The organism is Tropicimonas marinistellae, from assembly GCF_001509585.1.
In the GTDB taxonomy this organism is placed as follows: domain Bacteria; phylum Pseudomonadota; class Alphaproteobacteria; order Rhodobacterales; family Rhodobacteraceae; genus Tropicimonas; species Tropicimonas marinistellae.
This window is the reverse complement of the sequence record NZ_LNCI01000009.1, coordinates 145,728-167,601: the sequence shown is the minus strand read 5'-3', so window position 1 is coordinate 167,601 and position 21,874 is coordinate 145,728. Positions and strand designations below refer to the sequence as shown.

At 60.1% G+C, this 21,874-nt stretch carries 18 protein-coding genes; 9 read left to right on the top strand and 9 right to left on the bottom strand.

Features of this window, described 5'->3' with window-relative positions; all coding sequences use genetic code 11:
- Positions 1-19 precede the first annotated feature (19 nt).
- The 7 genes from ARC39_RS19115 to ARC39_RS19085 all read left to right on the top strand — a co-directional run bounded on the left by ARC39_RS19115 (position 20) and on the right by ARC39_RS19085 (position 8,473).
- A complete protein-coding gene (locus ARC39_RS19115) occupies positions 20-652 on the top strand; it encodes a DUF2460 domain-containing protein (RefSeq protein WP_068116569.1) in 633 nt (210 codons plus the stop codon).
- On the top strand, positions 652-1,551 hold the full coding sequence (locus tag ARC39_RS19110) for a phage/gene transfer agent baseplate hub protein (protein ID WP_068116568.1): 900 nt from the start codon (positions 652-654) through the stop codon (positions 1,549-1,551). The genes ARC39_RS19115 and ARC39_RS19110 overlap by 1 nt, the downstream gene beginning before the upstream one ends.
- Positions 1,544-2,023 (top strand): C40 family peptidase, encoded by a 480-nt coding sequence (locus ARC39_RS19105; protein ID WP_068116566.1) that lies wholly within the window; start codon positions 1,544-1,546, stop codon positions 2,021-2,023. Before ARC39_RS19110 ends, ARC39_RS19105 begins: the two co-directional genes overlap by 8 nt.
- The gene (locus ARC39_RS19100; RefSeq protein ID WP_068116564.1) at positions 2,023-5,946 is read left to right on the top strand and encodes a baseplate multidomain protein megatron; all 3,924 of its coding nucleotides are present in this window, start codon (positions 2,023-2,025) and stop codon (positions 5,944-5,946) included. The genes ARC39_RS19105 and ARC39_RS19100 overlap by 1 nt, the downstream gene beginning before the upstream one ends.
- Positions 5,939-6,649, top strand: a complete 711-nt coding sequence (locus tag ARC39_RS19095; protein ID WP_078059362.1) for a DUF2793 domain-containing protein — start codon at positions 5,939-5,941, stop codon at positions 6,647-6,649. Before ARC39_RS19100 ends, ARC39_RS19095 begins: the two co-directional genes overlap by 8 nt.
- 107 nt (positions 6,650-6,756) lie before the next feature.
- A complete protein-coding gene (gene cysE, locus ARC39_RS19090; protein WP_068116561.1) occupies positions 6,757-7,572 on the top strand; it encodes a serine O-acetyltransferase in 816 nt (271 codons plus the stop codon).
- Between the two features lies 1 nt (position 7,573).
- Complete coding sequence (locus ARC39_RS19085) at positions 7,574-8,473, top strand: glycosyltransferase family A protein (protein WP_068116559.1); 900 nt, start codon at positions 7,574-7,576, stop codon at positions 8,471-8,473.
- Here ARC39_RS19085 and ARC39_RS19080 read toward each other — a convergent pair.
- Genes ARC39_RS19080 through pdhA form a run of 3 tightly spaced genes read right to left on the bottom strand, consistent with a single transcriptional unit; the run spans position 8,470 to position 12,181 of the window.
- Positions 8,470-9,780, bottom strand: a complete 1,311-nt coding sequence (locus tag ARC39_RS19080) for a pyruvate dehydrogenase complex dihydrolipoamide acetyltransferase (protein ID WP_068116557.1) — start codon at positions 9,778-9,780, stop codon at positions 8,470-8,472. The genes ARC39_RS19085 and ARC39_RS19080 overlap by 4 nt on opposite strands.
- A gap of 12 nt (positions 9,781-9,792) precedes the next feature.
- Complete coding sequence (locus tag ARC39_RS19075) at positions 9,793-11,160, bottom strand: pyruvate dehydrogenase complex E1 component subunit beta (RefSeq protein WP_068116555.1); 1,368 nt, start codon at positions 11,158-11,160, stop codon at positions 9,793-9,795.
- 25 nt (positions 11,161-11,185) lie between these two features.
- Entirely contained in the window at positions 11,186-12,181 is a 996-nt protein-coding gene (gene pdhA, locus ARC39_RS19070; RefSeq protein ID WP_068116553.1) for a pyruvate dehydrogenase (acetyl-transferring) E1 component subunit alpha, read from the bottom strand.
- A 341-nt stretch (positions 12,182-12,522) separates the two neighbouring features.
- Here pdhA and ARC39_RS19065 point away from each other — a divergent pair, with 341 nt between their 5' ends.
- Complete coding sequence (locus tag ARC39_RS19065; RefSeq protein ID WP_068116551.1) at positions 12,523-13,563, top strand: histone deacetylase family protein; 1,041 nt, start codon at positions 12,523-12,525, stop codon at positions 13,561-13,563.
- A gap of 49 nt (positions 13,564-13,612) precedes the next feature.
- On the opposite strand, the gene ARC39_RS19060 is transcribed toward ARC39_RS19065, so the two are convergent.
- The 6 genes from ARC39_RS19060 to ARC39_RS19035 all read right to left on the bottom strand — a co-directional run bounded on the left by ARC39_RS19060 (position 13,613) and on the right by ARC39_RS19035 (position 20,609).
- Complete coding sequence (locus tag ARC39_RS19060) at positions 13,613-14,341, bottom strand: FadR/GntR family transcriptional regulator (protein ID WP_068116549.1); 729 nt, start codon at positions 14,339-14,341, stop codon at positions 13,613-13,615.
- A complete protein-coding gene (gene yjfF, locus ARC39_RS19055) occupies positions 14,338-15,330 on the bottom strand; it encodes a galactofuranose ABC transporter, permease protein YjfF (protein ID WP_201455777.1) in 993 nt (330 codons plus the stop codon). The genes ARC39_RS19060 and yjfF overlap by 4 nt, the downstream gene beginning before the upstream one ends.
- Complete coding sequence (locus ARC39_RS19050) at positions 15,327-16,376, bottom strand: ABC transporter permease (protein WP_068116547.1); 1,050 nt, start codon at positions 16,374-16,376, stop codon at positions 15,327-15,329. The genes yjfF and ARC39_RS19050 overlap by 4 nt, the downstream gene beginning before the upstream one ends.
- Positions 16,373-17,881, bottom strand: coding sequence for a sugar ABC transporter ATP-binding protein (locus tag ARC39_RS19045; protein WP_068116545.1), 1,509 nt, complete (start codon positions 17,879-17,881; stop codon positions 16,373-16,375). Before ARC39_RS19045 ends, ARC39_RS19050 begins: the two co-directional genes overlap by 4 nt.
- A gap of 90 nt (positions 17,882-17,971) precedes the next feature.
- Positions 17,972-18,925 carry a galactofuranose ABC transporter, galactofuranose-binding protein YtfQ gene (gene ytfQ, locus ARC39_RS19040; RefSeq protein ID WP_068116543.1) on the bottom strand — a complete coding sequence of 318 codons (954 nt, stop codon included), beginning with the start codon at positions 18,923-18,925 and terminating at the stop codon, positions 17,972-17,974.
- A 313-nt stretch (positions 18,926-19,238) separates the two neighbouring features.
- Positions 19,239-20,609, bottom strand: a complete 1,371-nt coding sequence (locus tag ARC39_RS19035; protein ID WP_068116540.1) for a tryptophanase — start codon at positions 20,607-20,609, stop codon at positions 19,239-19,241.
- A 282-nt stretch (positions 20,610-20,891) separates the two neighbouring features.
- Between ARC39_RS19035 and ARC39_RS19030 the strand changes: the two genes are divergently transcribed.
- Positions 20,892-21,812: an ArsR/SmtB family transcription factor gene (locus ARC39_RS19030; protein WP_068116538.1), complete on the top strand. Its 921-nt coding sequence runs from the start codon at positions 20,892-20,894 to the stop codon at positions 21,810-21,812.
- Positions 21,813-21,874: the final 62 nt, after the last annotated feature.

Here is a 21,874-nt window from a genome sequence, read left to right as displayed (position 1 = left end):
CAACGCAGGAGTATCGGACATGGGCTTTCACGAAGTCAGGTTTCCGGCTGCCTTGAGCTTTGGCTCGGTGGGCGGGCCGGAGCGTCGTACGGAGATTGTGACGCTTGCGAACGGTTTCGAAGAACGCAACACGCCTTGGGAGCACTCTCGCCGCCGGTACGATGCCGGCGTTGGCGTGCGCTCGCTGGACGATTTGCAGGCGTTGATCGCCTTCTTCGAAGCCCGGCGAGGACAACTCTACGGGTTCCGCTGGAAAGACTGGGCGGATTACAAGTCATGCCTGCCATCGCAGGCGATTGGCGCGCAGGATCAACGTATTGGCACTGGGGACGGCAGCACGACCGAGTTCCAGTTGTGTCGGCTGTATTCGTCTGGAAACCATGAGTATTCCCGCCCGATCCGAAAACCTGTCGCTAACACGGTTGCGGTCGCAGTAGACGGTGCCGTGCTGTCCGAAGGCTCGGATTGGGAAGTTGATCCGACAACCGGACTCGTGTCCCTTGCTTCGGCTCCGTCTGCGGGGATTGCGGTCACGGCTGGCTATGAATTCGACGTGCCCGTTCGGTTCGACACGGATGCCATCAGCATTTCCGCGGTTGCCTTCGAAGCGGGCGAAATCCCCGATGTTCCCGTTCTGGAGGTGCGCGTCTGATGGCCAAATTCAGTGCATCCGGGCAGGCGCTACTGTCCCATCTGGGCGAAGGGAGCACCACGGTTTGCCGATGCTGGCGAGTGGTGCGCAAGGACGGGATGACCCTGGGGTTCACCGATCACGATGTGGACGTGGAGTTCGATGGTACGCTTTTTGCAGCCTCTTCCGGCTTCACGGCCTCGGCGCTTGAGCAAACCACCGGTCTCGCTGTCGATAACTCCGAGGCGGCAGGCGCGCTGAGCGCGGCAGCGATTTCAGAAGAGGATATCGAAGCCGGAAAGTACGATGGCGCGGACGTCACGTCCTGGTTGGTGAATTGGCACGATCCAACTCAGCGGCTCGTACAGTTCAAAGGATCACTCGGAGAGATCACGCGATCGGGGGACGCATTCAGGTCCGAGTTGCGCGGTTTGACCGAGGATCTGAACCAACCGCAGGGTCATGTGTACCAATCAGTTTGTTCGGCGGTGCTTGGCGATAGTCGTTGTCAGTTCGACCTGGATTCGTCCGGTTTCGCGCAAGAGACGGAGGTCCTGGCAGTTGTAGAACGGATTGTTGTGCAAGTGCCTGACGATGGTATCAGAGCTGAGGGGTGGTACAACCGTGGACGGATCGTCGTAGCTGATGGAATGGCGGCAGGAACTGTCGCACTGATAAAGCGTGATCAGATTGATGGTGCGACGCGTAACCTCGAGCTGTGGCAGGAACTTCGATCAAAGCTATCCGCTGGCGACACGATCCGGTTGGAGCCAGGGTGCGACAAGCGTGCCGATACATGCGCGAAGAAGTTCGATAACATTCTGAATTTTCGCGGTTTCCCTGACATCCCGGGAGCTGACTGGCTAACCGCCTATCCCACAAAGGCCGATGACAACGACGGAGGAAGCCGCAATGGGTGAGGTTGTTGCGACGGACCATTTGCCACCAGTCAAAAACCAGTTGGTCGTTGAGATCGCACGCAAATGGATTGGCACGCCCTATTGCCATCAGGCGTCCGTGCGCGGAGCCGGGGCTGATTGTCTGGGGCTTGTGCGTGGCATTTGGCGGGAGCTTTTCGGCGGCGAGCCCGAGTTGGTGCCGACCTACACTCCGGACTGGATGGAGGCGGCTGGAGAGGAGCGGCTGTGGCAGGCCGCAGGCAGACATCTATCGGAAGTCGAAATGGCCGGCATGCCCGCACCGGGCGAGGTCGTGCTGTTTCGCATGCGCAAAGGTGCCGTTGCGAAACATCTGGGAATTGCGGCCGAACGGAACGCATGCCCGAGTTTCATTCATGCATATAGCGGGCATCGAGTGGTCGAAAGCGCGCTGACACAAGCCTGGCAACGACGGATCGTTGCACGTTTCGCATTCCCGAAAGGAGTTCGGTGATGGCGACCCTTATACTCGGTGCAGCAGGTGCGGCTGTCGGTGGTGCATTTGGTGGATCCGCCTTCGGGATAACCACGGCGGTTATCGGACGTGCGATTGGCGCGACGCTCGGGCGCGTCGTCGATCAGCGTTTGCTGGGGGGTGGCAGCGAAGTCGTCGAGACAGGACGCCTGGAACGCTTTCGTCTGACGGGAGCAAGCGAAGGGACCGCAATTGGCCAAGTCTACGGTCGCATGCGCCTTGGCGGGCAAGTGATCTGGTCGTCCAAGTTCCTTGAAAAGAAAAAAAACCGGACGCAGGGTGGCAAAGGTGGTGGTGGCGGGACGACGACCACAACTTACAGCTACTCGGTCAGTATTGCCGTTGCGCTTTGTGAAGGCGAGATCTTGCGCCTTGGTCGAGTATGGGCGGACGGTATCGAGGTTGAGCCGCAAGATCTCAACATGCGCATCTATACCGGGACGGCGGACCAGATGCCGGACCCCAAGATGGAAGCTGTTGAAGGTACGGGAAACGTGCCCGCGTATCGCGGAATTGCCTATGTCGTTTTCGAAGATCTGGGACTAGCGCGATACGGCAACCGTGTTCCTCAGTTTTCGTTCGAGGTTATTCGTGCGTGTGATCCTGGGAATGTCCCCGAGGGTGCGACGAGTCTTTCTTCGTTGATTGGTGCTGTCGCGTTGATTCCAGGTACAGGTGAATACGCGCTCGCAACGACTCCTGTGGAATACGATAACGGATACGGGTGGGTCGCGTCTGCCAACGTCAACTCGCCGAGTGGACTGACAGACTTCGCCACATCGCTAGAGCAACTGAACGAAGAGCTCCCGAGATGTGAGGCTGTTTCGTTGGTCGTTTCCTGGTTTGGCGACGATTTGCGATGCGGTTCGTGCTCCCTGAAACCCAAGGTCGAAAAGCACGAGCCAGACGGGAATCGCATGGCATGGAGCGTAGGCGGACTGGACCGTACCGGCGCCGAAAGTGTCCCCGTTGTCGACGGACGCCCAATCTACGGCGGTACACCGACGGATCAGTCCGTTGTCGAAGCGATCAAGGCGCTGCGAGAGGCTGGCAAGTCTATAACTTTCTATCCGTTCATCTTGATGGACCAATTGGCCGACAATACGCTTCCAGATCCATGGACTGGAAACGTGGGCCAATCCGCGCTTCCGTGGCGCGGTAGGATCACCACATCTCTGGCACCAGGATTGGGTGGAAGCCCGGACGGAACCGAGGTGGCCGAAACCGAAGTTGCTGCGTTCTTCGGGAACGCCGAAGTCGCAGAATTCACCGGGGTCGAAAATACTGTCGGCTTTAGCGGATCGGATGGTTGGACGTATCGTAGGTTCATTCTGCACTACGCGCATCTTTGCGCGGCGGCCGGAGGTGTGGACGCATTTTGCATCGGCTCCGAAATGCGGAGTCTGACGCAAATCCGCGGTGCGGATGACTCGTTTCCCGCGGTGGCGGAGCTAGTGGCTTTAGCAGAGGATGTTCGCGCGATCCTTGGTGCGGATACCAAGATCGGCTATGGAGCGGATTGGAGCGAGTACTTCGGCTATCATCCGCAAGACGGATCGGGTGATGTTTTTTTCCACCTCGATCCTCTCTGGGCACATTCGGATATCGATTTTGTTGGTATTGACAACTACATGCCGCTGTCTGATTGGCGTGATGGACCTGATCATGCTGACGCAGATTGGAAGTCGATCTACGACATTGACTACTTAAAGAGCAATGTAGCGGGTGGCGAAGGGTACGATTGGTACTACGCCGATCAGGACGGACGAGACTCCCAAGAGCGCCTTCCCATTGGAGACGGTACCCATGGCGAGCCGTGGGTGTTCCGCTACAAGGACATTCTGAACTGGTGGAAACACGCGCACCACGAGAGGATCGCCGGTGTGCGGCAGCCGGCGTCGACTGCGTGGGTGCCGGAAAGCAAACCGATTTGGTTTACCGAGTTGGGATGCTCGGCGATCGACAAGGGGACCAACCAACCCAACAAATTCCTGGATCCCAAGTCGTCAGAATCGAGCCTGCCATATTTCTCGTCAGGCACACGGGACGATTTGATACAGGCGCAGTACCTCCGGGCGCTGCATTCGTTTTGGAGTGATCCGCAAAACAATCCTGCGTCGTCCGTGTATAGCGGCCAAATGATCGATATGGGCCGGGCACATGTTTGGGCGTGGGATGCCCGCCCCTATCCAAGCTTTCCGGCGAACGATGCCATCTGGGGAGATGGCGAAAACTACGTGACCGGCCATTGGCTAAACGGCCGGACGACATCTGAATCTCTCGCTGCTGTCGTTGCAGACATTTGCGTGCGGTCAGGTGTCTTGGATGTGGACGTGGAGGGGTTGAACGGGTTGGTTCGTGGCTACGCGGTCAGAGAGGTTTCTGACGCGCGTTCGGCCTTGCAACCATTGATGCTTGCGCATGGTTTCGATGCGAGCGAGCGAGAGGGCATTTTACACTTTCATTCCCGCGATGGAACTGTCGACTCCGCGATAGATACTTCACTACTTGCCGTGACGTCGGAACTTGGCGGGCTTGTTGAGGAGAATCGCGCTCCGGACGCTGAAATGGCCGGTCGGATCCGGTTGAACCACGTTCTAGCCGACGGAGATTTCGAGACACGTTCATCCGAGGCGATTTTCCCCGATGAAACGAGCCCTGTCGTGTCGGCCGCCGAACTGGAAATGTCGCTCACGTCGGCTGAAGGCCAGAAGGTTGCAGAGCGATGGTTGGCTGAGTCGCGTGTCGCAAGAGATACTATCCACGCCGCTCTTCCTCCATCCCGTCGAGATGTCGTGGCTGGCGACGTCGTCGGTATACAGCACAACAACGCGGTTTCACGTTTTCGGGTTGATCGTGTCGACACCGGCGACACTCTGAAAATCGCAGGTTCGAGGATAGAACCTGGGGTTTACCGGCCAGCGCCCGATATTTCAGATGATCTGCGAATCAAGCCTTATCTGGCACCAATGCCTACCTACTCGGTGTTGATGGATCTTCCGCTTTTGTCCGGTACCGAGCAACCAGCGGCCCCTTATGTGGCCGTGACTGCACGCCCGTGGCCGGGCAGTATTGCCGTCTATTCCTCGCCTGAAGACGACGGGTACGAGCTTAACCGTATCGTTGACTCTCGGTCGACGATTGGAGTTACCGAAACCGCGCTGCCGAAGGCTGATCCGGGTGTCATAGACCGCGGTGCACCGCTACGGATTCGATTTGGTTCTGGGTATATATCGGCCGTAACTGAAGAAACGATGTTGAACGGTGCGAACGCTGCCGCAATTGGGAGTGAGGTTGGTGGGGACTGGGAAGTCTTCCAGTTTTCGAAAGCGGAACTTGTCGATACCGACACCTACGAGATTAGTGGACGGTTGCGCGGCCAGGCGGGGACTGATGGCGTGGTCCCAGATGTCTGGCCCGCCGGGAGTATTGTCGTCCTTCTGGACGGTGCGCCACAACAGATCGAAATGCTCGAGGCGACCCGCGGACTTGAACGGCACTATCGCATAGGTCCTTCGTCAAGGTCATTTGACCACACATCATACACCCATACCGTCGCCGCATTCGACGGGGTCGGGCTAAGGCCCTATGCGCCGGCTCACCTCAAAAGCGTTTCGGACGGGGACGTCATTCGCTTCGAATGGATCCGGCGAACTCGGATCGACGGAGATAATTGGCAAACCTTCGAGGTCCCGTTGGGGGAAGAGTTCGAGCGCTACGCGATTCAAGTGATTTGTGGCGGCGAGTTGATGCGAGAAACTGTCACCACGGAACCATCCTGGACCTATGCGCTTGCTGACCGCCAATCCGACGGTTGCACCGGCGTTTTCACGGTGCGGGTCGCCCAAATCTCGAACCGCTTTGGTGCGGGTGCTTTCAGGAGCTTAGAAATCGATGAGTGAAACCCCATCTTTGACTCTTCCGTTGTTGCAGCCTGCTCAGGCACAAAAACATGTGACGGTAAACGAAGCGCTGATCCGTCTAGACGGTTTAACGCAAATGCGACTCAAATCGCGAAGCCTTGCAGAGCCACCAACTGGTGCCGTTGTCGGAGGCGACTGCTACGCCGTGGCGGCGGGTGCTACCGACGACTGGTTGGGCCAAGACGGCAAGGTCGCTATCGGGTCGAACGGCGGATGGATATTCGTTCAACCTCTGGCGGGATGGCGAGCCTGGCTTGAGGACGAGCACTGTACTGCGATCTTCGTTAGCGGTGAGTGGCAGACCGGATGGATCGCGGGAAACAACTCGGGTTCGTCTTCCCGCTTCGATGTCGTGGGGGCTGATTACACGCTCACCGCTGGAAATGGACAGGACACGAACCTCACCATTCCCGCGAATGCAATGGTGTTCGCGTGTTCGGCCCGCGTGACAAGCGCATTGGAGGGAACTCTGCCGAGTTGGCGCCTTGGAGTTGCCGGGGCTGGGGCGACTTTCGGCAGCGGTATGGGGCTTTCGGTCGGATCCTATTGTACTGGTATTCTCTCGCAGCCGACGACCTTTTACGCAGATACCCCTGTACGCATTTCGCCGGACGGCGGAACGCTGACGGGTGGGCAACTGCGATTGGCGCTACACCTTTATCGCATCACCCTGCCTGAATGACGGAGCAGACGTGGGATGGCGCCCCCAACTTTCCGTGTTTGAGGGTTTCACGGTTGGCGAGATGGCCTTAGATTAGAGCGACGCCGGTTCGAACGGGAGGCGCTGAAATGGCTGAGACCAAGAAACGGATATCGACTCTGGACCCGGTTTGGGACCGGATCACACGTGAAGGAGAGGAGGCGATAGCGGCCGAGCCACTACTTGGTGGCCTGGTTCACTCGAGCCTCCTGCACCACCCGACACTTGAGCGGGCGCTGGCTTACAGAATGTCTTTGAAGCTCGCGTCCGGCGAAATGTCGGAACAGATTCTGCGTGAAATTGGGGATGAGGCCTATGCCGCTGATCCGGAACTTGGAGCGGCTGCGCGGGCGGACTTGGTCGCGACATTCGACCGTGACCCCGCATGCCATCGTTTCCTTCAACCAATTCTCTTCTTTAAGGGCTATCAAGCGATCCAAGCCTATCGGATCGGGAACTGGTTGTGGCGACAGGGCCGTCGAGACTTTGCATATTTCGTCCAAATGCGGGTGTCCGAGACCTTCGGGGTGGACATCCATCCGGCGGCACGAATTGGCCGTGGCGTTATGATCGACCATGCGCATTCGATTGTCATTGGCGAAACGGCAGTTGTTGGGAACGATGTGTCGATGCTGCACTCCGTGACCCTTGGGGGTACTGGCAAGGAGGACGGCGATCGGCACCCCAAGGTCGGCAATGGCGTGTTGATCGGAGCAGGAGCCAAGATTCTAGGAAATATCACCATCGGCGATTGCAGCCGCGTGGCTGCGGGATCAGTGGTATTGGAACCGGTGGCGCCGAAGTTAACGGTCGCCGGCGTGCCCGCACGCGTCGTGGGTGAAGTGAATTGTCCGCAACCCTCCGTATCCATGGATCACATGCTCGCGGACCCGTCGTCGGAGTGACATGGTTTCGCTGACTGAACGCGGGCGGAGATTGCGCGATCCGTACTGGTGGTTGAACCGCGTGCAGAGACCATTTGCATTTGTCCACCGGCGAATTTCCTCAGGTGGTATCGATGGTGGGAATGTACAGATAGTCTTTCTGATCAAGTTGATCGGGCGGAAGGATGCATCTGATTGGGAAGGCGTTGCACGCAGGTTGCAAGCGACGCTTGACAGCGTCGGCCGGCAGACTGCTGACCGCGTAAGCGTGTTCTTGTGTGGGCAAGACCTGCCGGAAGGCGTGTCGTGCCAGAAAGCTCTCCACTTCATCCAAGCACCGGAAAAACTGCAACGAATTCAGGGCATCGACAAGCAGGCGAAGCATCGTATTGGTGCACGTGCGATGGTAGATCAACTGGAGGGACCAGCTTACGTTGTCTTGCTGGATGCAGACGACATCGTGCACCCGGATTTGAGTGGTTTCCTGCAGCGGGATAGCAACGGCCGAGGGTACCACATCGAAGACGGGTACATGTGGGACGTGAAACGGCCGCTGGTGACTCGGCTGTCGTTGGATTCGTGCGGCATGCCTTTCCACGAAATGTGCGGATCCTGTGCGGCAATCGCCGTCGATTTCTCAGACAAGCGGACTGCCAAGCGCATCCTTTGCACATTGCCTATGAACCATCAGGTGTTGTCGAGGCACATGACGGCAATGGGGCAACCGATCGACCCGGTGCCGTTTCCCTGCATGCTTTATGGTGTCAATCACGAAGACAACGCCAGCAGCAAGTTCGGCCGCGACGGCGCTCGCTCGTGGTTGTTCTCGGAGCATGGCGTAGAAGGTTATGCCGCAAAGGATGTCTTGCGAGACTTTGGGGTGGAGATTGCGGCTGAACCGCAATCTCCGGTGCCCGCCTAGGCTAGCATCGCGACTGGGTTTTCCAGGTTCTCGACGATGGCCTGAAGCAGTTCGGCGCCCAACGCACCGTCGATGACCCTGTGATCTACTGAGAGCGTGACCGACATGACGGTCGCAACCGACAATTCACCATCCTCGCCGACAATGGGCTTCTTCGAACCTGCTCCAACGGCGAGTATTGCGCCGTGGGGTGGATTAATAACGGCGTCGAAATTCTCGATACCGAACATGCCCAGATTGGAGATGGCGAATGTGCCGCCGACATACTCATGCGGCGCGAGTTTCTTGTCGCGGGCGCGCGTAGCCAGATCCTTCATCTCCGTCGAGAGGGCGGAGAGGGATTTCATCTCGGCGTCTTTCAGCACTGGAGTGAAGAGTCCGCCATCGACAGCGACGGCCACCGCCACGTCGGAAGGCTTGAGCTGAAGCATCCGGTCTCCAGCCCAAACTCGATTGGCTGCTGGCACTGTTTGGAGTGCGACGGCACAGGCCTTGATGATGAAATCATTTACCGAGAGCTTCACACCGCGCGCTTCCAGCTGCTTGTTCAGCGTGGAGCGGAACTTGAGCAACGCGTCGAGCTTGATGTCGCGGCGCAGGTAGAAATGCGGGATCGTCTGCTTGGCCTCGGTGAGGCGGGCGGCGACGGTTTTCCGCATGCCGTCGAGCGAGATCTCCTCGAAATCGCGGTCGGCATAGGTCTTGAGCACGGCATCGGTCGTGGGGCCGGCGGGTGCAGCCGCTGCGGCAGGGGCGACGGCTTTCGGCGCCTCGGCAGTTGGGGCAGGGGCGGCGGTGGCGTCGATCACATCCGCCTTCACGATACGGCCGCGCGGGCCGGAGCCCTGGATCTGGCTCAGGTCTAAGCCCTTGTCCGCGGCGATGCGGCGAGCAAGGGGGCTTGCGAAGATACGCTTGCCATCGGTGGCAGCGGGAGCCGCCGGGGCCTGGGTGGCGGGCGCTTCGGAGGCCGCGGGCGCGGCCGCCTCAGTGCCCGCGTCGGCTGCAGGCGCAGCCTCCGACGCGGCGGCGGCCGGAGTGCTGCCGATGTCATCGGCGCTCTCGCCCTCGGCGAGCAGGACCGCGATGGGCGAGTTGACGGAAACGCCCTCGGTGCCCTCGGCAACGAGGATTTTGCCGATCACGCCCTCATCTACGGCTTCGAATTCCATCGTCGCCTTGTCGGTCTCGATTTCGGCCAGCAGGTCGCCGGAAGAGACTTCATCCCCTTCCTTTACCAGCCATTTCGCCAGCGTGCCTTCCTCCATGGTCGGAGACAGGGCAGGCATCAGGATTTCTGTTGGCATGTCTCTGGATCCTCAGCGATAGGTCACTTGCTTCACCGCCGCGATCACCTCGTCGGTGGTCACAAGGGCGAGCTTTTCGAGGTTGGCGGCATAGGGCATGGGCACGTCCTTGCCGGTGCAGTTGATCACCGGCGCATCGAGATAATCGAAGGCGTTTTCCATAATATAGGCCGAGAGGTGGTTGCCGATGGACGCCACCGGGAAACCCTCTTCGACGGTCACGCAGCGGTTGGTTTTCATCACGGAACCCAGCAGCGTGTCGTAATCAATCGGGCGCAGGGTGCGCAGGTCGATCACCTCGGCTGAGATGCCTTCCTCGGCCAGTTTGTCTGCAGCCTCCAGCGCGTATGTCATACCAATACCGAAGGAAACGATGGTAACGTCAGTGCCTTCGCGCCAAATACGCGCCTTACCGAAGGGGACCGTGTAGTCGTCAAGAACCGGCACATCGAAGCTGCGGCCGTAGAGGATCTCGTTTTCCAGAAAGATCACCGGATTCGGATCGCGGATCGCGGATTTCAGAAGGCCCTTGGCGTCGGAGGCGCAATAGGGCTGCACGACCTTCAGCCCGGGGATCTGTGCATACCAAGCGGCATAATCCTGGCTATGCTGGGCCGCAACACGGGCTGCGGCGCCGTTGGGGCCCCGGAATACGATGGGGCAGCCCATCTGGCCGCCTGACATGTACAGCGTCTTGGCGGCTGAGTTGATGATTTGGTCGATCGCCTGCATCGCAAAGTTGAAGGTCATGAACTCCACGATCGGGCGCAGCCCGCCGAAGGCCGAGCCGACCGCAACGCCGGTGAAGCCGTGCTCGGTGATCGGCGTGTCTACGACCCGCTTGGCGCCGAACTGGTCGAGTAGACCTTGGCTGACCTTGTAGGCACCCTGATACTCGGCCACTTCTTCCCCCATAAGATAGACCGACTCGTCGCGGGTCATCTCCTCGGCCATGGCGTCACGGAGCGCTTCTCGCACTGTCTGGGTCTTCAGTTCGGTCCCGTCCGGATAGTCCGGCTCCAACGTCACCGATGCGACAGGTGCCGCAGGTGCCGCGGGAACGACCGGGGCTGGGGCTTCGGCAACAGGGGTTTCTGCAGCTACTGGTGCAGCGGTTACGACCGCGTCCGCGTCTTCGCCTTCCTCCACCATGATCGCAATCGGAGTGTTTACCTTCACCCCCTCGCTACCCGCTGCGACGAGAATCTTGCCGATGATCCCTTCATCGACCGCTTCGAATTCCATCGTTGCCTTATCGGTCTCGATCTCTGCCAGGATGTCGCCGGAGGAGACCGTGTCGCCCTCCTTCACCATCCATTTCGCCAGTGTGCCTTCCTCCATGGTCGGCGACAGGGCGGGCATCAGTACTTCGGTTGCCATAGGTATTCTCCGTCCTGTCTGGTGCTTAGGCGTCGGCGTAGATGTCGGTCCAGAGTTCCTCGAGCGCCGGCTCCGGGCTCTCCTTGGAGAAGTCTGCGGCCTCGTTGACCACGTCCTTGATCTCCTTGTCGATCGCCTTCAGCTCGTCCTCGGTGGCGTGTTTGCCTGTCAAAAGCAGCTGGCGTACAGCTTCGATCGCGTCACGCTCCTCGCGCATTTTCTGCACCTCTTCGCGGGTACGATACTTGGCCGGGTCGGACATGGAATGGCCGCGATAGCGGTAGGTCTTCACTTCGAGGATGTAAGGGCCCTTACCGGACCGGCAATGCGCGACGGCCTTCTCGCTCGCGGCTTTCACGGCCAACACATCCATGCCGTCGACCGCTTCGCCGGGAATGCCAAATGCCAGCCCGCGCTCATAGATTTCCTGGCTGGACGTGGAGCGTTGCTGTGACGTGCCCATCGCGTACTGGTTGTTTTCAACCACGAAGATAACAGGAAGATCCCAGAGCGCCGCCATGTTGAAGGTCTCGTAGACCTGCCCCTGGTTCGCGGCGCCATCGCCGAAATAGGTGAACGTCACGCGGCCGTTTTCGAGGTACTTGTCGGCGAAAGCCAACCCGGCTCCGATCGGGACCTGCGCGCCTACGATGCCGTGGCCGCCGTAAAAATGCTTCTCCTTGGAGAACATGTGCATCGAGCCGCCCTTGCCCTTGGAATAGCCGCCCTCACGGCCGGTCAGCTCGGCCATCACGCCCTTTGGATCCATGCCGCAGGCCAGCATATGTCCGTGGTCGCGGTAGGAGGTGACACGCTTGTCGCCTTCTTCTGCGGCGGCTTCCAGTCCGACGACGACCGCTTCCTGCCCGATGTAGAGGTGGCAAAAGCCCCCGATAAGGCCCATCCCATAGAGTTGGCCGGCTTTTTCCTCGAAGCGTCGGATCAACAGCATGTCCCGATAGTAACTGAGAAGTTCCTCCTTCGAGACATTCGGTTTCTTGGTCGTCCGTCGCGCTGCCATCAGCAGGGCCTCCCATCGCCAGAAATTAGTTTAATGTTGAATTATCCAGTAGCAGACCGTTGGCAATGCTGCACATGAAAAATCGCGGGTCGACACGGATCCGGCCCGAAAACGATAGAAAACCCGCCATGCGTCCGGCGGGATGCTTTGGCATACAAGTATGCCTGTATTCTTGCTGATCGAACTTCGGCGGGGAGTGAGTGTCGCTACGGAAGTCAGGCACAGAACGGCTTGGCCTGCACCTGTGCAATCAGGTAGGCGAAACGGAAGGCAAGCAGTGGGCCAGCGTGGCGCAATGCGTTTGGCCGGGACACAGACCCGCGGTGATAGAGGGGCAAACCATGAAGACAGTGTATTCCGAGGACCACAAGCTGCGCGACGCTCAGTCGGAGATTCATGGCGGTGAGATCGTCAGCCCGTTTGAATGCCCGCGCCGTGCGGAGATCATCCTCGGCGCGGTTCAGGACCGCGGGTTGGGTGAGGTGATCGCGCCCGACGACTACGGGTTGGACCCCGTCCTGGCTGTGCATGATCGGGGGTTCGTGGATTTCTTGGCAACCTGTGCAAAGGAATGGGCTGCGGCCGGTTTCGCGGGCGAGGCTCTGGCAACATGCTGGCCGACGCGAACGATGGGTGCGCCGCATATCCCCGAACATATTGACGGGAAAATCGGCTACTACGCGCTGGCCGCCGAGACGTCGATTACAACGGGTACCTGGCTTGCCGCGCTGGCAAGCAAGAATGTCGCGCTGAGCGCGACGGATCTGGTGCTGACGGGGGCCGAGACAGCGGCCTTCGGTCTCTGCCGACCACCCGGGCATCATGCCGCCGTTGACCAATTCGGCGGCTACTGCTTCCTGAACAATGCCGCCATTGCGGCTGAGCACGCGCTCTCACGGGGAAAGGCACGCATCGCCATTCTCGATGTCGATTTTCATCACGGCAACGGTACACAGAACATCTTCTACGGTCGTGACGACGTGCTGTTCTTATCGGTGCACGGTGACCCGCTGCAGGCATTCCCCTATTTCCTGGGCCACGCGGAGGAAACCGGAACGGCCGCGGGAGAGGGGTTCACACAAAACTATCCGCTGCCGCCGGGCGCGACCTATGAACTCTGGTGCGCAGCGCTTCAGGAGGCACTTGAGAGGGTTTCCGCTTTCGCGCCGGATCTGCTGATCGTTTCCCTTGGCGTGGATACCTACGAGCGCGACCCGATCAGCTTTTTCAAACTCACCCATGACGATTTCTTCGACTATGGCAGGCGGATCGGTTCACTAGGGCTGCCGACCGTCTACCTCATGGAGGGCGGTTATGCCGTTGACGAGATCGGAATCAATACGACGAACGTCCTGTTCGGTCACCAGGACACTGCGGGATAGGGTGGAGTGGTTTCCGGCCGATAGGCGACACTGTCAGTCACGCATCCGGTCATTCGTCCATTCGCAGCTTTGCTGACCGAATGACATGGGCCATTGCGTCATGCGCCCTCTGGGCATCCTGTTGGGCAATGGCGGTAACGATTGCGCGGTGTTCTGCCGCGCGTTTCTCCAGAAGCTCCGGGCCACCCATTTCGCCAGCCGAGCGCAGTTCCCGGTCGAGCAGCGTGAAGAGCGTGGTCTGCACGAGGTCGCCTAGCGAGTGCATGAATCGATTGCCCGTCATGCCGAGAAGATCGGTGTGGAATTCCAGGTCGGCAGCGACGAACTCACGCCGGCTGCCTGCGTGGGCGAGCTTTTCGACATGCTGTTCCAGGCGTCGGCGTTGCTCCGGCGTCGCCCGGAGCGCGACGAGGCGCGCGGCGGCAGGTTCGAATATCAGGCGGATTTCGAACAACTCTTCCAGGAAGTTCCGGGATTTTCGCAATGATGCGTGCCAGCGCAGCACATCGGGGTCAAACATGCTCCATTCCGATGCGGGCCGTACGCGTGTGCCCACCTTGGCTTTTGATTCCAGTAACCCCTTTGCGACCAGGGTTTTCTTGGCTTCACGCACGACCGTTCGGGACACACCGAACATTTCCTCCAGATCGGGATCGAGCGGAACAAGCGTGTTTTCGGGATACTCTCCGGCGACAATGGCCAATCCGAGTTGTTCAACCACATGCATCGTGTTGTTCAGCGCCCGTTGCGAAAGGCCGCCGGGCGCCGTGAAATTCATGATCGCGTCGCGAATTCGAGAGCCGGTCTTCTGCGCGTCGTTGTCGCCCACCCCAGAGCCTTTTGCAGCATGATGAACGCGAACAGCAGTCCACCAATGACAATCTTGGTCCACCAGCTCGACAGCGTGCCGTCAAACACGATGTAAGTCTGTATCAATCCCATAATCAGGATACCAAGGAAAGTCCCGGCGACGAAACCGGAGCCACCGGTGAGCAGGGTGCCCCCGATCACGACCGCGGCAATGGCATCGAGTTCCACGCCAACGGTGGAGAGCGAATAGCCCGCTGAGGTGTAAATGGAATAGACAATGCCCGCGAGCCCGGCCAGCCCGCCGGCGATGGCATATATCCCAATGGTCGTACGCGCGATAGGCACCCCCATCAGCCGAGCGGTGGCTGCATTACCCCCGAGCGCGTAGACGTTCTGCCCGAAGCGCGTGCGGTGCAGGACCAGCATGGCAACCACGTAGCACAGGATCATGATCCCCCCGATCAGACGGAACCGGCCCCCGCTGGGCGCTTTCCAGTAGATCCCCTGAAGCGTGTCGTAGAACTCATGCGTGATCGGCACTGAATCGGTGGAGAGCACGTAGGCCAGTCCGCGCATCAGGAACATTCCGGCCAGAGTGACGATGAATGGCGGCATCTCCAGGTAGTGAATGATAGAACCTATCGCTGCGCCGAAAGCGATGGTAATGCCCAGCAGCAAAGCGAAGGCCACAAGCGGGTGGATACTTGTATCGCGCAGGATCACCGCGAGAAAGACACCGGAGAAGGCGATCACCGAGCCGACAGAGAGGTCGATCCCGCCCGACAGGATCACGAACGTCATGCCGACCGCCGTAATCCCGAGAAATGCATTGTCTGTCAACAGGTTGGCAATGACCCGCGTGGAAAGCATCGAGGGGTATTGCGAGGCGCAGATCGCATAGGCCAGCAGGAAGGTGGCCAGAGTGATGTAGAGCGGAAGCCGCGGAGAGCGCATCATGGCCGGGTCTCCTTCGCCGACGGGGCATTTCGCCCCATCTCCTTCGCGTCGGGTACGGCAGAGCCGGCCGATGCGCGCAGCAGGTATAGGGCGTGTTTCACGGTGGGCGACTGGATCACCAGGATGACGATGATGATGAGCGCCTTGATCACCAGGTTGAATTCGGGTGGCATCCCCGACAGCAGGATCACCGAGTTGACCGACTGGATGATCAATGCGCCCAGCAGTGACGCGACGATGGAAAAACGTCCGCCAAGCAGTGAGTTGCCGCCGATGACCACGGCAAGGATGGCGTCAAGTTCCATCCAGAGCCCAGCGTTGTTCGCGTCTGCGCCCTTGATATCGGCAGCGACAATGACGCCGGCCAGCGCGGCGCAGAAGCCGGAGACGAGGTAGACGGTTACCAGAAGCACGCGGGAGTTTATGCCAGCGAGCCGGGATGCAGTCTCATTTACCCCGATGGACTCGATCAGCATCCCGAGCGCCGTGTGGCGGACGATCAACGTAACCAGCGTGCCCATGGCGAGCCAGATCAGGATCGGTGTTGGGACGCCCGCGACCGTGCCCGCGCCCAGGTGGATCAGCCCTTCATTGAGGAAGGTCATGATCTTGCCCTCGGTGATGAGCTGGGCAATGCCGCGCCCGGCGACCATCAGCACCAACGTCGCGACGATGGGTTGCACGCGGAAGATCGCGACAAGAATGCCGTTCCAGAGCCCGCAAAGCAGGCCCGCCGCAAGTGCGGCCAGCAGCGCGGTGAACCAGCCCGCGCCCCCGGTGACGACACTCGCCGCGACGGCACCAGCGATTGCCATGACCGCCCCCACCGACAGGTCGATGCCTTTGGTGGCGATGACCAGCGTCATGCCGATGGAGAGCAATGCCACCGGCGCGCCGCGGTTCAGAACGTCGATCAGATTGCCGAAGAGCCGGCCGTTCTGAAACTCGATGGTGAAGAAACCGGGGAAGACCGCGAGGTTCATCAGCAGCACGACCCCAAGAATGAGGAGTTGCGGCGTAACGCGCCGGAGCGTTGACCCGATCATGCCGCCGTCTCCTCCTGACTGATTGCCTTTACGATGCGGTCGGTTGTGATCTCGTCGCCCGTCAACTCACGCACCTGGCGACGGTCGCGCAGCACCATGACCCGGGTGGAATAGGCGACCAGTTCCTCCATTTCCGAGGAGGCGACGATCAGCGCCATGCCCTGTTCTCGTAGCCCCTCGATCAGTTCGATGATCTCGGCATGCGCGCCCACGTCGATGCCGCGGGTGGGTTCGTCAAGGATCAGCACATCGGGATTGGTCGCAAGCCAGCGTGCCAGCAACGCCTTTTGCTGGTTTCCTCCCGAGAGTAGCCGGATCGGCATGTCCGGGCTGGCAAGTCTGATGTCTAGCAGACGCACGTACTCGTCGACGAGCTCGTTGATCCGCGCCCGTGAGAGCGGCCGGGTCCAACCCTGCCGGGCCTGCAGTGACAAGACGATATTCTCGCGCACCGAGAGATCGCCAACGATGCCGTCGATCTTCCGGTCTTCCGGGCACAGGCCGAAGCGGTGCTCCACTGCGCCGCGCGGGCTCGTCAGTCGGATCTCCTTGCCGCGCAGCTCTGCGCTGCCCTGATCCGCAGTGACGGCGCCGAAGACGACCTTGCAGGTCTCGGTTCTCCCAGAGCCCAGGAGCCCGGCAAGTCCCACGACCTCGCCTGCCCGCAATTCCAGATCGAACGGCTCAATCATGCCGCGTTTTCCATAGCCCTTCAGGCTCAGAATTGTATCGCCGGGGGTCGCGTGGCTGCGGTCGCGTTTTGCGGCTTCCAAATGTCTGCCCAGCATGAGCTCCACGATATCGCCTTGCGTAACCTCGGCCAGTTTCCGCGTGCCGACGACACGGCCGTTGCGCAACACCGTGGCGCGGTCGGCGATCTCGAATACCTGGTCGAGGAAGTGGGTAATGAAGACGACGGCCATGCCGCGCGCGGTCAACTCACGGACAACCGAGAACAGCAGGTCAATCTCGTCCCGATCGAGGCTCGCAGTGGGCTCGTCGAGGATCAGCACCTTGCCCGACAGTTCCACAGCGCGGGCAATGGCGACGACCTGCTGGATTGCGATGGAATAGCTCGACAGCAGTAGCGACGGGTCAACGTGCAACCCATACTCGGCAAGGATGTCCTGCGCGCGACGGTTCATTTGGCGGCGGTCCACCATGCCGGCGCGCATTGGCTGCCATCCGAGGAAGAGATTGTCGGCGACCGTCATGTTTTGCAGGAGGTTCACCTCCTGGTAGACGGTGCCAATGCCAAGCGCCTGGCTCTCCTCTGGCCCGCGCGGGTCGATCTCGGTGTCGCCGAGACGAATCGTACCGCCATCGCGGTGATAGGCGCCGGTGATGCACTTGATGAGGGTGGATTTTCCTGCGCCGTTTTCGCCGAGCAGCGCGTGAACCTCGCCGGGAAAGAGCGTCAGGTCCACCTGATCAAGCGCGATAGCACCGGCGAAGAACTTGTCGATGCCGGCGGCGCGAAGGACGGGTTTTTTCTGGTCGGTCATCTCGTGCTCCCTCTGACGGCCGGGGCCACCGGCCGTGGGGCCGGTGGCGAAGGGCAGGGCCGGAGGCCGGCCCGCCCGTTGCCGCGAGGGTCAGTATCCCAGGCTTTTCTTATTGTCGTAAATCGCCTGGTTGTCGTCTTCCAGCGTGTAGAGCTTGGATTCCGTCTGGATCCACTTCGGCGGCATGGTGCCGTCTGCCCAATAGGCTTCCAGAACGTCGAACGCCGGCCCGGCCATGTTTGGCGTCAGCTCCACGGTGGCATTCGCCTCGCCGGCGAGCATTGCCAGGTGGATGTCTGGAACCGAGTCGATGGAGACGATCTTGATGTCGGTCCCCGGCGTCGCGCCGGCTTCCTTGATCGCCTGAATCGCGCCGACAGCCATGTCGTCGTTGTGCGCATAGAGCGCGCAGATGTTCTCGGCCCCCTCTGCTTTCAGGAAGCTCTCCATCACCACCTTGCCCTGGGCGCGGGTGAAATCGCCGGTCTGGCTGCGGACGATCTCGATATTGGGCGCATCTTCGATGCCCATCTCGAAGCCCTTTTTGCGGTCGATTGCCGGGGACGACCCGGTCGTGCCTTGCAGTTCGACGACCCGGCAGTCGGCGCCTGCCATCTCGTCCTGCAGCCAATTGCCGGCCACTTCGCCCTCGTGCACGAGGTCGGAGGTCACCGCCGTCATGTAAAGATCGTCCGGTGCGTCTACGGTGCGGTCCAGGAGGATCACCGGGATCTCGGCGTCCTGGGCTTCTTCCAGCACCGAGTCCCATCCGGTTGCAACGACGGGGGCCAACAGAATGGCGTCGACGCCCTGCGCAATGAAGCTGCGCACGGCCTTGATCTGGTTTTCCTGCTTTTGCTGCGCATCGGCGAATTTGAGGTCGATACCGCGTTCTTCGGCCTGCTGTTTCGTCACGGTCGTCTCGGCAGCGCGCCAGCCAGATTCCGATCCGATCTGCGAAAAACCAACAGTTTTGTCGGCTGCCAAGGCGCTAAGCGGCACGAGCGCCATGGTAGACGCAAGCAGTGTAGATTTGAGTTTCACGATTTCCTCCCTAAGAAACGTTCCTCCTGGAATTTAATAAGTATTATTTATCGAATCTCGTAAATGGACGATTCTGCTTCGAATATGGGTGATCGGTGCGCCAAGCGCAGTTGGCCGCGCGGAGCCGCCGGGAGGTGGGCAGTTCCGATCATCGTGAACATGCGCGCGGTTATCAGATGGGCGCTCCAATCCGATTGCGGTGCGACGCATCCCTGACACGCAGCGCGCAATCCGGCGGTGCGGCTGGACGAACAAGGTGCCCCGGCCGCCGTAACAACGGCCGGGGCATTACGATCGTGCGACAGGTCGGCGATCAGTCGGCCAGGCGTTCGAACCGGCACGTGAAATGGCGCATCAGGTTCGGTTGCCAGGCGATCCGGAAACCGGAGAGTCTGTCCTTGATCTCCCCCAGTTCCGCAAACACCTCGATTACGTAGTCGGCGTGGCTTTGGGTGTAGGTGCGCCGCGGGATCGCCAGCCGGACGAGGTCCATGGCGGCGGGCGTTTCGGTCCCGTCGGGATGTGCGCCGAACATCACGGTGCCAATCTCGCAGCCGCGGATGCCGCCCAGTTCGTAGAGCGCGACAGCCAGTGCTTGGCCGGGATAGTTCAGGGGCGGGATATGTGGCAACCAGGCGCGGGCGTCGATGAAAACCGCATGGCCGCCCGCGGGTTTCACCACCGGCACGCCAAGCGCGTCGAGCGCCTCGCCGATATAGCTGTTCGTGCGGATGCGGTAGCGCAGGTAATCCTCGTCGACGATTTCGGTCAGCCCCTGCGCCAGCGCTTCCAGGTCGCGGCCCGAGAGCCCGCCGTAGGTCGGGAAGCCTTCGGTGCGGATCAGATGTGCACGGGCCTGTTCGGCAAGGCCGTCGTCGTTGAGCGCCAGCCAACCCCCGATGTTCCCAAAGGCGTCTTTCTTGGCGCTCATGGTCATTCCATCGCCCTCGGCAAAGCAATCGCGCACAATATCGGGGATCGCGCGGTCTCCCTGTCCGTCCTCGCGCTGCTTGATGAACCAGGCGTTTTCGGCAAACCGACAGCCGTCGATGAAGAATGGTTTGCCATACTTGCGGGCGAGGGCAGCCGTGCCGCGAATGTTCTCCAGGCTCACCGGCTGACCGCCACCGGCATTGTTGGTGATGGTGATCATAACGCACGGCACGGTGTCACCATGCGTCTCCAGAAACGCCTCGAGCTTGGCAAGATCCATGTTGCCCTTGAAGGGATGCAGGCTCGCCGGGTCGTGTCCCTCGTCGATGACAAGGTCGTGCCCAGACGCGCCGGAGGCTTCGATATTGCCCCGCGTCGTGTCGAAGTGGGTGTTGCTGGGAATATGCCGCCCCAAGCCGCCGAATATCGAGAACAGGATCGCCTCGGCCGCGCGACCCTGATGGGTGGGAATGATGTGGGCGAAAGGCATCAGCGATTTCACCGCGGCCTCGAACCGGTAGAAGGAAGGCGATCCGGCGTAGCTTTCGTCGCCGCGCATGACGGCGGCCCATTGCGCGGCGCTCATGGCGCCGGTGCCGGAATCCGTCAAGAGGTCGATCAACACGTCGTCGGAGTGCAGCCCGAACAGGTTAAAATGGGCGTCGCGGATCAGCGTCTGACGTTCTTCTCGGGTGGTCATTCGGATGGGTTCGACGGATTTGATCCGGAAGGGTTCGATGATGGTTTTCATCGCGGGGCTCCTGAAATCGGCCCCTGAACGACTCGTGGCAACATTCAACACGAGAGGGCCGAAGCGCCGCGGTTGCCCGATACGGACCGCGCTCAGCGCCCATGATGTTGCAACTTCACGTATGAAATCCCGCGCTGGGAAATCAAGGGGCAATCCACCGCATCCGCTCTGAACGAATTGACACTTTGTGGCGCGTTCCACGTGAGGAGGCGATCTCGTCGCAGGTATGAGGTTTGATTTGTATCCGATTGTCGGATACAAAATCCGCACAAGGAGACACCAGTGACCCAACGCTTTCTCACCATTACACCGGACGATGGACAGGATGTCCTAAAGGCTTTGTCGGCGCCTGCGCGTCTGTCAATTCTGAAGCTCCTGCACGAGTCTGGTCCGCTCAACGTCAACGACATCGCCGATGGGGTAGGGTTGCCACAGTCCAGTACGTCCACGCATGTGAATGCGCTCGAATCGGCGGGACTTATCCGGACAGAGGCTCAGCGCGCGCGGAAGGGCAGCCAGAAGGTGTGCCATTCGGCCTATGATGAGATCGTGCTGTCTTTCGAAGGTCCGAAGACGCGTGAAGAAGATGTTATCGAGGTTGCGATGCCGGTCGGCCTCTACTCCGCCTTCGACGTAGTAGCGCCTTGCGGGATGTGCTCAGCCGAGGGCATCGTGGGCTTTCTCGACTCTCCCGATACCTTCCTTTCGCCGGACAGGATGCGGGCAGAACTCCTTTGGTTTACAGTAGGATACGTTGAGTATCAGTTCCCAAACAACGCTCGGATCGCCGGCCGGGATATCCTGGAACTTGAACTGGTGCTGGAGTTGTCGTCGGAAGTGCCCGGCACCTCGTCGGACTGGCCTTCGGACATTACCATTTCGATTAATGGAACGCCGGTGGTCACTTGGACGGCGCCCGGAGATTTCGGCGACCGGAGGGGCAAGTTCACGCCGACATGGTGGAAACTGGCGGGAAGTCAGTACGGGCACCTGAAGAGTTTTCGGATCACGGCTGATGGCACTTTCCTGGACGGCGTAAAGGTCTCCGATACCGGTTTGCAGGACGTTGAACTTGAGGAACACAGGTCGATTCGCGTGCGCTTCGCGGTGCCGGAAAACGCCGAACATCCGGGCGGCCTCAATATATTCGGTCGCAGTTTTGGCAACTACGATCAGGATATTCTTCTGCGCCTAAGGGTTTAGACCGTGCACGCGCCGCTGGAATGGGTTCCGCCGGTTTATATTGATTTGTACCCTGAATCCTG